Source organism: Ruegeria sp. BJ5 (genome assembly GCF_056537865.1).
Genome location: NZ_JBQFSH010000001.1, coordinates 1150696 through 1162871, shown reverse-complemented (window position 1 = coordinate 1162871; position 12176 = coordinate 1150696). Strand labels below are relative to the sequence as shown.

Genomic DNA, 12176 nt, shown 5'->3' with positions numbered 1-12176 from the left:
GCCTAGTCGCTGCAGATATTCTGCAGCCGCACCCAATCGCGGTCGGGCATAACCTGATCCAAAGGCTGACCCGCCATCGGGTCGGCCTCGATCAGACCCAGTACCGTTTCGCCCGTGATATCAACCGCATAGGCATATGGGGTTGAGGGCAAATTGGCGGACGCAAACGCCTCCAGCAGGTCGTCTTCCGGAACTGCGGGGCGGGGTTCGGCCAGAACCTGTTCTGAATAGGTGTCAACGATCTGAGGCGTCAGTTCGCCCGTCGTCAGCAGACGAAACGCTGCAGTGGGCCCAGTTTTGTCCAGGAGATCGTCCAACGGATCATGCAGCCTGGCCCGCGTGCGTTCAGCTATCACGTAACCGGCGGCAACCGCGGGATCTTCACTGTCTTCAACCAGCGCTCGGTTCAGCAGCACGATCCCACCGGGAAGTGACAGGCTTTCCTGCACCCCGGCCGGCAACACAACGATCCGTCGCACACCTGTTCTCTGGGCCAGCTTCTGCAGCGCCGGCTGCGCGTCCGCCGAGGCGCAGGCCCGGCCCGAGACCCGCTCGATCCGTTGCAGGATCGTGGTCCCGATGTCCTGCCGTTTGATCTCGGGTACAACCTTTTCGACATGGCTTTGCAGGGCGCCGGGCAGCCAGAACAGCAAGACCGCCGCGACAGCCGCAACCACTCCTCCGACGCTGGCCCACCGCAGGCGTCCGGGATGCGGGCGCGCCCGTTCGATGGCGCGTTGCAAGCGGTCAATTGCCTCGATCATGGTGGTTTCGGACTGCTCCAGCTCCAGTGTCTCGTCCGGGTCGCCATCGGGGTTGAATATCGCGGGGTACTTGCCCGGGTTCTGCCTTTCAAGTGCGGCAAGCGACCAGTGCGTCAGCGCGCGATCGTTGAAATCGGTGATGGTCAACGTCGCCTCGCCGATCGAAACAACAACTTCGCGGCGCTGCTCGTCGGGCGACGGGCGCCACAGACCGGTAGCCTCGATCCGCTGGTATTGTTTCAGTGCCGTCATTTCGATGAGGTCTGCTCGTTTTATCTTTCGTCGATTTCTAACACGGAGAGACTAATCCGCGCAAACCTGTTGCGTGGTGAATTGGAAATGTGCTCGATAACCGGGACGCGCAGTTTCGGCCAAAGGGCCCGGAGGCCAAGGCCACATGCAGACAGCACATCCTTCTTCACCGGTTCTTGCATCGGTTCTGATGGTCTCGGCCATGGCAATCATCGGCGTCGTGGACAATTTCGTCATTCGGCTGGCCGAAACGATCGGTCTGTGGCAATTCCACCTTAGCCGGGCCGTGATGATGCTGCCTCTTATCGTTGGACTGTCGTTTCTGGGGTTTGGAGGGCTGCGACCTCAGAGGTTTTGGGCGGTCCTGTTGCGCAGTGTTCTGATCACTCTGGCGATGTTGTTCTATTTCAGCTCACTGGCTTTGATGCCAATTGCCCAGGCCCTTGCGGGGCTGTTCACATCACCGATCTTCGTTCTGTTGATTTCCGCGCTGTTGCTGGACCAGAAGATCGGCCCCTGGCGGGTCTTGGCTGTGCTTATGGGGTTTGTCGGAATCCTCTGTGTTTTGCAGCCTGACCCCAATGCCTTTGATGCGACCAGCCTATTGCCGGTGGCAGGCGGCTTTTTCTATGCGCTCAGTGCGATCCTGACCCGAACGCATTGTGCAAACGAAAGCACCGTCGCCTTGCTGGCTGCGATGATTGTCACGCTTGGGCTGGCCGGCGCCCTTGGCCTCGCCGTGTTTTCGGTTTTGCCGGTTGTGGAGTCTGACGGCCCGGCCGGTTTTGTGACCCGGGGCTGGGTCTGGCCGATGGAGGCCGCTCTGCCGTGGGTCGCATTGCAGGCGGTTGGGTCCACGGCTGCGGTATTCATGCTGATCAAGGCCTACCAACTGGGCGAGCCGTCATATGTCGCGGTGTTCGAGTATTCGGTCATGATCTTCGGGCCGGTTTTTGCCTGGGTGGTGATGGGGCAGGGGATCGGACCGCTGCAGATTGCGGGCATCGCCCTGATCGCCGCGGCCGGCGCAGTGCTGGCGTGGCGGGCGAGCGTGGTTCCCCAACGGGAACCGGTGCGATGATCCTGTCAACAGGGCGGTCCTACATCTTCATACATATTCCCAAGACCGGGGGAACATCGTTGGCGCTGGCGCTCGAGCAGCGGGCCATGAAGGACGATATCCTAGTGGGCGACACCCCCAAGGCGCAGCGTAGAAACAAACGCAACAGGTCACTGAAGACGGCGGGCCGGCTGTGGAAACACTCCCGTCTGACCGACTTGCGGGGGCTTTTACCCGACCAGCAGATGCAAGAGATGTTCGTGTTCACGCTGATCCGGAACCCGTGGGACCGGATGGTCAGCTATTACCACTGGCTGAGGGATCAGTCCTTTGATCACCCAGCAGTCCATCTGGCCGGGCGGCTGGATTTTGAGGCCTTTGTTCTGCACCCTAAAATCCAGCAGTCCTTTCGGGAAAACCCGTTCCCATCCTATGTCAGAGACGCCACCGGAACCGATCTTTGTCGCGCATACATTCGGATCGAAAGCTTTCAGCGGGATGCGGCCCCACTGTTCGATCATCTGGGGTTTCGTCTGGACCTTCCGCATGAAAACCGGTCAGCCCGGGGGGCGGAATACGCCAACTACTACTCGGTCCAGGCAAAAAAGGCTGTGTTTGACGCCTGTCGCGAAGACATAGAGAGATTCGAATATCGGTTCGAATAAGGCTGGTCGATTATTTCCCGAATTGTGCAAAACGCTGACAAATGCAGGCTTTTGTTTATCGGAAACGCGATTAATGGGGCGAAAAAGGCCCAAATTGGCCCTAAATATGGCAAAACTAAGTCACTCCCGAAAACTTCGTGCTAGCACAATGGGATAGTTTGAAAGTGCCAAAAGGGGGTCGGCACGTGTTGGAAGTAGTGAGTGTTTCGGGGTTTTCCGAAAATAATATCCAGACCGTACCGGGTGACGCCGTTTCGGTCAGGCGTGGCGGATTGCTGCATGGGACGAAGGTTGCCACCACCAGTGGCTGGAAACTGGCCGAGGCATTGGTCGCCGGGGATCTGGTCAGAACGATGGACAACGGGTTCCAGGAAGTGAAACGCGTGTCCCACGACAGAATAGCCGTACCGGCTGGCGAGGTTCGACCTGACTTTTTGCCCGTGCGCGTGCCGTCCCGCGCGGCATATAACGGTCGCGCGGTCTGGCTGATGCCCGAGCAGGGAATGGCCGTAGCCTTGTCTTCTGATGGCAGCATCGACGAGGGGCTGGCGATCATTCCGGCGCGTCTGCTAAGCGGGCACTTCAGCTTTTCCTCTCGGACACCGGCAGAGGAATTCCAGGTCACATCGCTGTTTTTTGAGCAGGACGAAGTGGTCTTTATCGAGGGTGGCTTTCAAGCCTTCTGTTCCTCGTGCCGCATCCGTTCGCTATCTGGCCCGTCCCGACGATCCTACGCGGTGCTGGAAGAATCCGAGGCGCGGAGCCTCGTTACATCTATCGCAGAGGCGGGCGAACTGTCGGCCCTTGCAAACCCGTTGGGTGCACTGCCTGCACCCATCCCGCAGGAACCGATCTTTCCGATCCGTCCCCCATCGGGGGTGCGGCGTCCGGGACGTCCGGGGCGGCCCAACGTGCCGGCTTTGTTTCTGCGGCCTGAATGGCAGACCTGACCAAACACCTTAAAAAAGATGCTGGCGCATGGGATCATGTGCCAGCATCACTTGGTCAGGCAGCTTTGGCTTCGGGGTCGAAGCGGCCGTAGAAGGTCTGACCTTTTTCGGCCATCTCGCGCAGTAGCGGCGGGCAGGCGAAGCGGTCACCGTACTTCTCCGACAACTGGTCACAACGCTCGGCCGCGTAAGGCGCACCGATGATATCAAGCCAGCTGAACGGACCACCTGACCAGGGCGCAAAGCCCCAGGCCAGGATGGCGCCGACATCGCCTTCGCGGATGTCTTCCAGAACACCTTCTTCAAGCGCGCGAACGGCTTCAAGAACCTGTGCGAACATCAGGCGTTCCTGTACTTCGATCAGGTCGGGCTGCTGCTCGGCCAGCGGATATTTGTCCTGCAGACCTTTCCAGTAGCCGATGCGCTTGCCATTTTCGTCATAATCGAAGAACCCGGCCTTGGACTTGCGGCCCAAGCGACCCTGTTCTTCCATCCAGAAGATCAGATCGTCCGCAGGGCTTTCCGGGTAGGCGTCGCCCATTGCCGCCTTGGTCGCCCGCGCGATCTTGGCGCCCAGGTCGATCGAAGTTTCGTCGGTCAGCTGAACCGGACCCACCGGGAAGCCCAGTTGACGGGCGGCGTTGTCGACCAGAACCGGGCTGACGCCTTCGGTGATCATCCGTGCCCCTTCGTTGATGTAGGGGATGATGCAGCGGTTGCAGTAGAAGAACCGCGCGTCATTGACCACGATCGGCGTCTTGCGGATCTGGCGGACATAGTCCAGCGCCTTGGCCACGGCCCGGTCGCCAGTTTCCTTGCCCTTGATGATCTCGACCAGGAACATCTTCTCGACCGGCGAGAAGAAGTGGATGCCGATGAACTGATCGGGCCGCTTGCTGGCCTTGGCCAGTTCGGTGATCGGCAGGGTCGAGGTGTTCGAGGCAAAGATGCAGTCCTCGGGGATGATCGCCTCGACCTTCTGGGTCATCTCGGCCTTGACTTTGGGGTCCTCGAACACGGCTTCGATGATCAGATCGCAGCCCGCCAGCTTTTCAAGATCAGGCGTGGCGGTGATGCGGGCCAGCATGGCCTCTTTCTTCTCGGCCGTGACCTTGCCACGCTTCATGCCCTTGTCCAGATAGGCTTCGGTATAGGCCTTGCCCTTGTCGGCGGCGGCTTGATCGCGGTCGATCAGCACGACCTCCATCCCGGCCTGCGCCGAGACCAGCGCGATGCCCGCGCCCATCATGCCGGCACCCAGAACGCCCACCTTCTTGACCGACTGGTCCGGAATGCCCTTCGGACGAACGGCGCCTTTTTCCAGCGCTTCCTTGTTCAGGAACAGCGAACGGATCATCGCGCCCGAGGACGGGTTCATCAGCACCGAGGTGAACCAGCGCGCCTCGATCTTCAGCGCTGTGTCGAAATCGACCAGTGCGCCTTCATAGACCGCGCTCAGCAAGGCTTTGGCCGCCGGGAAGGCGCCTTGGGTCTTGCCGTTCACCATCGCCGAGGCGCCCACGAAGTTCATGAACCCCGCAGGGTGATACGGTGCGCCGCCGGGCATCTTGTAGCCCTTGGCGTCCCACGGCTTGACCAGATCGGCGTCCTTGGCGTTCAGAACCCATTCCTTGGCCGCGGCCAGCGGATCGGCTGCGATCTCGTCGATGTAGCCTGCGCCCTTGGCCTTTTTCACGTCCAGCATCTTGCCTTCCAGCAGCAGCGGAGCCGCCGCGATGGCGCCCACTTTGCGGACCATACGCGTGGTGCCGCCTGCGCCGGGGAAGATGCCGACCATGATTTCCGGCAGGCCGTATTTGGCCTTGGGGTTCTCGGCGGCAAAGATGCGGTGCGTGGCCAGCGGCAGCTCCATCCCGATGCCGGCGGCGGTGCCGGGCAGGGCGGCCGCGATCGGCTTGCCACCTTTCTTGGTCTTGGGGTCCATGCCGGCCAGCTCGATCTTGCGCAGCAGGGCGTGCATCTTCATAGTGCCTTGGAACAGGCCCTTGGCCGGGTCGTCGCCCGCCTGTTCCTTCATCACCGCCAGCAGGTTCAGGTCCATGCCGCCGGCAAACGAGCCTTCCTTGCCGCTGGTGATCACGATGCCTTTGATCTCGTCATCGGCCAGCGCCTGATCAATGCAGTCGTTCAGTTCGGACAGGCCGTCGAACGACATCACGTTCATGGTCTTGCCGGGGACGTCCCAGGTGATGATGCCAACGCCGTCGGCGTCTTTGGTCAGTGTAAAATCAGCCATTTTTCTTCTCCTGATCCCCGCCGTTACACACGTTCGATGATGGTTGCCGCGCCCATGCCGGATGCGATGCACAAGGTGGCCAGACCGGTTTCCTTGTCCTGGCGCTCCAGCTCGTCCAGCAGGGTGCCGATGATGATCGCACCGGTGGCGCCCAGCGGGTGGCCCATGGCGATCGAGCCGCCATTGACGTTGACCAGCGCCGGATCGACGTCAAACGCCTGCTGGAACCGCAGCACGACCGAGGCAAAGGCCTCGTTGACCTCGAACAGGTCCAGATCGCTGATCTTCATGCCGGTTTCAGCCAGGATCTTTTCGGTCACCGGAACCGGGCCGGTCAGCATGATGGTCGGGTCGGTGCCGATCTTGGCGGTGGCCTTGATGCGGGCGCGCGGCTTCAAACCGTATTTCTCGCCGAACTCCTTGTTGCCGATCAAAACGGCCGCTGCGCCATCCACGATGCCCGAGCTGTTGCCGGCGTGGTGGATGTGGTTGATCTTTTCCAGATGCGGGTATTTCAGCATCGCCACCTTGTCGAAACCGGGCATCTGCTCGCCCATCATCTGGAACGAGGGGTTCAGCGCGCCGAGGCTCTGCATGTCGGTGCCGGGGCGCATGTATTCGTCGCGGTCCAGCATGGTCAGGCCGTTGCGGTCCTTCACCGAGATCACCGACTTGGCAAAGCGGTTCTCTTCCCACGCCTTGGCCGCGCGTTTCTGCGACTCGACGGCCAGCGCGTCGGCATCGTCACGGCTGAAACCGTATTCGGTGGCGATGATGTCGGCCGAGATGCCCTGAGGGACGAAATAGGTCTCCATCGCCAGCGACGGATCGACCGCGATGGCGGCGCCGTCGCTGCCCATGGGCACGCGGCCCATCATCTCGACGCCACCGGCGATATAGGCCTCGCCCGCGCCACCCTTGACCTGGTTGGCGGCCAGGTTCACGGCCTCCATGCCGGAAGCGCAGAAACGGTTGATCGCCAGACCGGGGATCGATTCATCCAGGTCCGAGGCCAGAACCGCGGACCGCGCCAGGCAGCCGCCCTGTTCCATTACCTGGGTGACGTTGCCCCAGATCACGTCCTCGACGGCGTGGCCTTCCAGGTTGTTGCGTTCCTTGATGGCGTTCAGGGCCACCGCCGACAGGCGCACCGAGGTCACCTCGTGCAGGCTGCCGTCCTTGCGGCCTTTGCCGCGCGGGGTGCGCAGGGCATCATAAATGTAAGCTTCGGTCATACTTCTCTCCTCAAGCTCGATCCGACGGATTGCCGGGCATCAGGTCATAGGGGTGTTTCCATCCAGGCTGCTCGGACAGGCGGGTCAGCCAAGCGTTGATATGGGGCCATTCGGCGCGGTCGAAGCCGAAGGGTTCGGGGTAATATAGGTAGCCGCAGCAGCTGAGATCGGCGTTGGTCACGCAGTCGCCGACGATCCAGTCGCGTCCCTCAAGATGCGCGTTTAGCACCTGATAGGCGGCTTTCAGGCGGCCTTGGTTGAAGGCGATCACATCCGGGTTGCGGTGCTGTTCGGGCAGAAAGTTGATCAGGAACCGGGTCATGCCAGCCATCGAGCTGAACTTGTGGTTGTCCCACAGCACCCAGCGCAGGATGTCATAGTTCTCTTCCCGCGTCTTTCCGCCGAATTTCCCGGACTTCTCGGTGACATAGGCCTGAATCGCGCCCGACTGGCTGGTCCGGAAATCTCCGTCGATCAACACCGGCGCTTCGCCCATTTCGTTGACTTCGGCGCGATATTCGGGGGTTCGGGTCTGGCCGTTGAAGAAATCGACAAAGACCGGCTCCCATTCCAACCCCGACATCTCGAGCGCAAGGGCGGCCTTGTACGAGTTTCCGCTTTCTCCGAAGCAATGCAGTTTTATCGTCATGCACTCACCCCTCCCAAGGCGGTTTGTACGGTTTCGTCACGCACGTGTTTCGAGAAAGACCTGACCGCGGGCCGCAGCTGCGTTCGGACTTGTCTTGCTGAAAACACGCCGGGCCTGGGCCAGGCATTGGGGTCGTCTAGCGTTTGCGCGCCTCAAGCTCGGAATTGAAGATGCGCAGCCGGTGGGTCAGGTTCTCCTCGTCGATCACGCTGTTGAAGTTCTCGAACAGGAATGACAGCGCCTCTCCTTCGTCCAGCCCGGCCTCGCGGGCAAACCCCTTGAGTTTTCGATACCCGTCCTCAGTCATGGCGACGGGAAAGCGGCGGGTCAGGCGAAAGCGTTTGGGCATGTCATCTCCTCCATGAGCGCTGGTTCCGGGCGGGGTCGCCCGGAACCAGACTGGGATCAGAAGTTCGCCGCGTCCAGTGCCATCACCGTGTCGGCGCCGGTCTGGATCCGCGCCAGGTGCATGCCCGTGGCCGGCAGACGGCGCGCCATGTAGTAGCGGCCGGTGGCGATCTTGGTCTCGTAGAAGTCCTTGTCGGACGCACCGGCATCCAGTGCTTCCTGCGCGGCCTTGGCCATCTGCGCCCACATCAGGCCCAGGCAGACATGACCGAACATGTGCATGAAGTCATACGAGCCCGACAGAGCGTTGTTCGGGTTGGTCATGCCGTTCTGCATGAAATACATGCCGGCGGCCTGCAGGTCTTTCGAGGCGGCCTTCAGCGGTTCGATGAAGGCCTTGTCATAGGCTTCGTCCTTGCCGCTGTTTTCCTTGCAGAAGGTTTTGACCATGTCGAAGAAGGCCATGACATGCTTGCCGCCGTCCTGCGCCAGCTTGCGGCCGACCAGGTCCAGCGCCTGAACGCCGTTGGCTCCTTCGTAGATCATGGCGATGCGGGCGTCGCGGGTGTATTGCGACATGCCCCATTCCTCGATGTAGCCATGGCCGCCATAGACCTGCTGGGCCTGAACGGTCATGTCATAGCCCTCGTCGGTCAGGAAACCCTTGATGACCGGGGTCATCAGCGAGATCAGCCCGTCGGCGTCCTTGTCGCCTGCGCGGTGCGCCTTGTCGATCAGGGTCGCGCCCCACAGGATGAAGGCCCGCGCGCCTTCCACAAAGCTTTTCTGGTCCATCAGGCTGCGGCGGATGTCGGGATGTACGATCAGCGGATCGGCCGGGCCGTCGGGATTCTTGACGCCGGTCACGTCGCGGCCTTGCAGACGGTCCTTGGCGTATTCCAGCGCGTTCTGATAGGCGGCCTCGGCTTGAGCCAGACCTTGCATGCCGACACCCAGACGCGCTTCGTTCATCATGGTGAACATGGCGCGCATGCCCTTGTGTTCCTGACCCAGCAGGTAACCGGTTGCGCCGTCATAGTTCATTACGCAGGTCGAGTTGCCGTGGATGCCCATCTTTTCTTCGATCTTGCCGACCGAAACACCATTGCGCTCGCCCAGGCTGCCGTCTTCGTTCACCAGGAACTTGGGCACGATGAACAGCGACACTCCCTTGATGCCCTCGGGTCCGCCGGGGATCTTGGCCAGCACCAGGTGGATGATGTTGTCGGCCATGTCGTGATCGCCGGACGAGATAAAGATCTTTTGGCCGGTGATCTTGTAGCTGCCATCGCCCTGCGGCTCGGCCTTGGTGCGCATCAGGCCCAGATCGGTGCCGCAATGCGGCTCGGTCAGGTTCATGGTGCCGGTCCATTCACAGCTGACCATCTTGGGCAGATATGTGTCTTTCTGCGCGTCGGTGCCATGCGCCAGGATGGCCGAGGCCGCGCCGTGGGTCAGGCCCTGATACATGGTGAAAGCCTGGTTCGCGGCCGAGAACATCTCGCCCACGGCCGTGCCAAGAACATAAGGCATGTTCTGGCCGCCATATTCCTCGGGCATGTCCAGACCGGTCCAGCCGCCTTCCTTGACCTGCTCGAACGCATCCTTGAACCCGGTCGGGGTGTAGACGACGCCGTTTTCCAATCGGCAGCCTTCGGTGTCGCCGACCACGTTCAGCGGGTGCAGCAGGTTGACGGCGACCTTGCCGGCCTCTTCCAGAACGGCGCCCGTGAACTCGGGCTCCAGCTCATTGTAGCCCGGAATATCCGAGGCCGAGATTTTCAGAACGTCATGCAGAACGAATTGCGTGTCTTTGGTAGGCGCGTTGTAAACGGGCATTTGAAGCTCCCTTAATTCAGATGTCCGGGTGGCAGGCGGGCGAGGAGTTACTCGGCCGCCTTCTTTTCCTGTTTCATCGAGGCGATGACCTTCTCGCCCCAGCGCAACTGCTCCTTCAGATCGTCAATGGCCTGAGTCAGTTCCTCGCGGCGGGCTTCCATGTCCGCCAGACGTTCGCACGCGATTTCATAGGTGCGGGTCATCTGGGTCAGTTGCTGGTCGCCGACATGGTACAGATCCAGAAGCTGTCGAATCTCTTCCAGGCTGAAACCAAAGCGTTTGCCGCGCAGGATCAGCTTGAGCCGCGCCCTGTCACGTTTGGTGAACAGCCGTTTCTGGCCCTCACGGATCGGAAACAAAAGCTCTTTGGCTTCGTAGAACCGCAAGGTCCGCGGCGTGACGTCATAGGTCTCGCACATCTCGCGGATGGTCATAAGATCTTCGGTCATTGGTCACCCTCTCGTCGCTGGTGTCATGAGAAAGTTGCGCAGTCGATGGCCGCTTTACAACATGAGATTGACGTTTACGTAATCCAGACGCTGCGTCACTAAGAAATTGACGTAACTTCCGGTCGCGTAAAGCGGCGGGTTGGCAATTTTCTTTCCGTTGGGTCAGCCAAATCCACTGTACCCGCGCGGTTCGCCTCCGACGGGCAGGCGGCAGGGCGCCAGCCGAAAAATGCAGATTTCCGGTGTAATGAAGGATGGATTTGGGGGCTCGAACTGGCCGATTTAGGTCAGGGAGTTGGCCGTTTGATCGCGAAGGCGCTGCAACTCGTCCATAGCTTCGTCCAGTTGCTGACGCTGCTGACGCAGCTCTTCCATCTGGCGGTCGGCCATTTCGATAAAGGTAGCCATCTGGGCCTTGTTGCCTTGATCTTCGTAGATCAACAACCACTGCCGGATTTCCTCAAGTGGAAACCCGAACTTTCGGCCACGCATGATCAGCTTCATCCGCGCACGCTCGCGCGGACCGTAAAACCGGGACCGTCCTTCCCGGTCTGGCTGCAGCAGCTCGATATACTCGTAGTAGCGCAGGGTGCGCGGAGTCACGTCGAACTCGGCGCACATCTCTTTGAATGACAAACGCTTGTCGGACATTCCTGTTCTCCTCGGTTGCAACCTAGGGCGTTGTGCGGACAAGCGCAACAGGCGGGCTTGCCCTTTGCGCGCAGAGCAGATCATAAAGGGGCAGGACAACAGGACTGAACCTCATGGTCGACAAGACAGTACTCGCCCGCCAGTTCATCGAGGCGATCCCCCATGCGCGGGCCCTGGGCCTGACGCTGACCCATATCGGCGAGGGTGAGGCCGAGATCACCATGCCTTACAACGAGGATCTGATCGGCGATCCCCGCACTGGCGTGATTCACGGCGGGGCTGTGTCGGCCAGCCTGGATACTTGCTGCGGGGCTGCGGTCATGAGCCATCCGGCGGCGCCGGGCGGCACAGCAACCATCGATCTGCGCATCGACTACATGCGCGCCGCAACGCCCGGCCAGACGATCACCACCCGCGCGACCTGCTATCACATCACGCGCAATGTGGCCTTCGTGCGCGCCACCGCGATGGACGACGATCAGGATCGCCCGGTGGCCACCGCCTCGGGCGCCTTCACGGTCGAGGGGAAGTAAAATGGCAAGACCCCGCCCCGAACCTATGCAGGTGGTGAAACAGCGCCGCGACGCGGCCCTCAAGGCGCTGGTCGAAGGGGTTCCGTATATTCGGTTCCTCAACATCAGCTTCGACCGGCGCGGAGATGAGCTGACCGGAGTTCTGAATTTCGACGAAAAGCTGATTGGCAACCCGTTCCTGCCGGCGATTCATGGGGGTGTCACGGCGGCCTTTCTCGAGGTGACGGCGGTGATCACGCTAAGTTGGGAGCACCTGTTTCCACGCATCGAAAGCGGTGAGATCGACGCCGAGGACATCATCTCAGATCACAGTATCCGTTTTCCCAAGACCATCGATTTCACGGTGGATTACCTGCGCTCGGGTCTGCCGCGCGATGCCTATGCTCGCGCCTTCATCAGCCGGGCGGGTCGGCGGTATGCCTCGGTGCGCGTCGAGGCTTGGCAGGACAACCACGCCAAGCTGTTCGCGCAGGCCACAGGGCATTTCCTGATGCCGCAAGAGCCTTCGGCCAAGAGCTGAGCAA

Annotated in this window: 13 protein-coding genes; 5 read left to right on the top strand and 8 right to left on the bottom strand. The window is 60.9% G+C overall.

The window, feature by feature from the left end:
* Positions 1-2: 2 nt before the first annotated feature.
* Positions 3-1016, bottom strand: coding sequence for a hypothetical protein (locus tag ACR0NY_RS05850; protein ID WP_170368769.1), 1014 nt, complete (start codon positions 1014-1016; stop codon positions 3-5).
* Positions 1017-1161: 145 nt separating this feature from the next.
* Here ACR0NY_RS05850 and ACR0NY_RS05845 point away from each other — a divergent pair, with 145 nt between their 5' ends.
* The 3 genes from ACR0NY_RS05845 to ACR0NY_RS05835 all read left to right on the top strand — a co-directional run bounded on the left by ACR0NY_RS05845 (position 1162) and on the right by ACR0NY_RS05835 (position 3691).
* Complete coding sequence (locus tag ACR0NY_RS05845; RefSeq protein ID WP_170368768.1) at positions 1162-2097, top strand: DMT family transporter; 936 nt, start codon at positions 1162-1164, stop codon at positions 2095-2097.
* Positions 2094-2741, top strand: coding sequence for a sulfotransferase family 2 domain-containing protein (locus ACR0NY_RS05840; RefSeq protein ID WP_170368767.1), 648 nt, complete (start codon positions 2094-2096; stop codon positions 2739-2741). The genes ACR0NY_RS05845 and ACR0NY_RS05840 overlap by 4 nt, the downstream gene beginning before the upstream one ends.
* A gap of 185 nt (positions 2742-2926) precedes the next feature.
* Positions 2927-3691, top strand: a complete 765-nt coding sequence (locus ACR0NY_RS05835; RefSeq protein ID WP_260063326.1) for a Hint domain-containing protein — start codon at positions 2927-2929, stop codon at positions 3689-3691.
* Between the two features lie 55 nt (positions 3692-3746).
* On the opposite strand, the gene ACR0NY_RS05830 is transcribed toward ACR0NY_RS05835, so the two are convergent.
* The 7 genes from ACR0NY_RS05830 to ACR0NY_RS05800 form a co-directional block, all read right to left on the bottom strand.
* Positions 3747-5948 (bottom strand): 3-hydroxyacyl-CoA dehydrogenase NAD-binding domain-containing protein, encoded by a 2202-nt coding sequence (locus ACR0NY_RS05830; RefSeq protein WP_170368766.1) that lies wholly within the window; start codon positions 5946-5948, stop codon positions 3747-3749.
* Between the two features lie 23 nt (positions 5949-5971).
* Complete coding sequence (locus ACR0NY_RS05825) at positions 5972-7183, bottom strand: acetyl-CoA C-acetyltransferase (RefSeq protein ID WP_170368765.1); 1212 nt, start codon at positions 7181-7183, stop codon at positions 5972-5974.
* A 10-nt stretch (positions 7184-7193) separates the two neighbouring features.
* Positions 7194-7832 (bottom strand): glutathione S-transferase family protein, encoded by a 639-nt coding sequence (locus ACR0NY_RS05820; RefSeq protein WP_170368764.1) that lies wholly within the window; start codon positions 7830-7832, stop codon positions 7194-7196.
* Between the two features lie 136 nt (positions 7833-7968).
* A complete protein-coding gene (locus ACR0NY_RS05815) occupies positions 7969-8181 on the bottom strand; it encodes a hypothetical protein (RefSeq protein WP_005981899.1) in 213 nt (70 codons plus the stop codon).
* Positions 8182-8237: 56 nt separating this feature from the next.
* Positions 8238-10019, bottom strand: coding sequence for an acyl-CoA dehydrogenase C-terminal domain-containing protein (locus tag ACR0NY_RS05810; RefSeq protein WP_170368763.1), 1782 nt, complete (start codon positions 10017-10019; stop codon positions 8238-8240).
* 47 nt (positions 10020-10066) lie between these two features.
* Positions 10067-10468, bottom strand: a complete 402-nt coding sequence (locus tag ACR0NY_RS05805; protein ID WP_093962630.1) for a MerR family transcriptional regulator — start codon at positions 10466-10468, stop codon at positions 10067-10069.
* Between the two features lie 282 nt (positions 10469-10750).
* Complete coding sequence (locus ACR0NY_RS05800; protein ID WP_170337669.1) at positions 10751-11119, bottom strand: MerR family transcriptional regulator; 369 nt, start codon at positions 11117-11119, stop codon at positions 10751-10753.
* 113 nt (positions 11120-11232) lie between these two features.
* On the opposite strand from ACR0NY_RS05800, the gene ACR0NY_RS05795 reads away from it, so the two are divergent.
* Together ACR0NY_RS05795 and ACR0NY_RS05790 are read left to right on the top strand one after the other, a co-directional pair.
* The gene (locus tag ACR0NY_RS05795; protein ID WP_170358398.1) at positions 11233-11652 is read left to right on the top strand and encodes a PaaI family thioesterase; all 420 of its coding nucleotides are present in this window, start codon (positions 11233-11235) and stop codon (positions 11650-11652) included.
* 1 nt (position 11653) lies between these two features.
* Entirely contained in the window at positions 11654-12172 is a 519-nt protein-coding gene (locus ACR0NY_RS05790) for a PaaI family thioesterase (RefSeq protein WP_170368762.1), read from the top strand.
* Positions 12173-12176 lie beyond the last annotated feature (4 nt).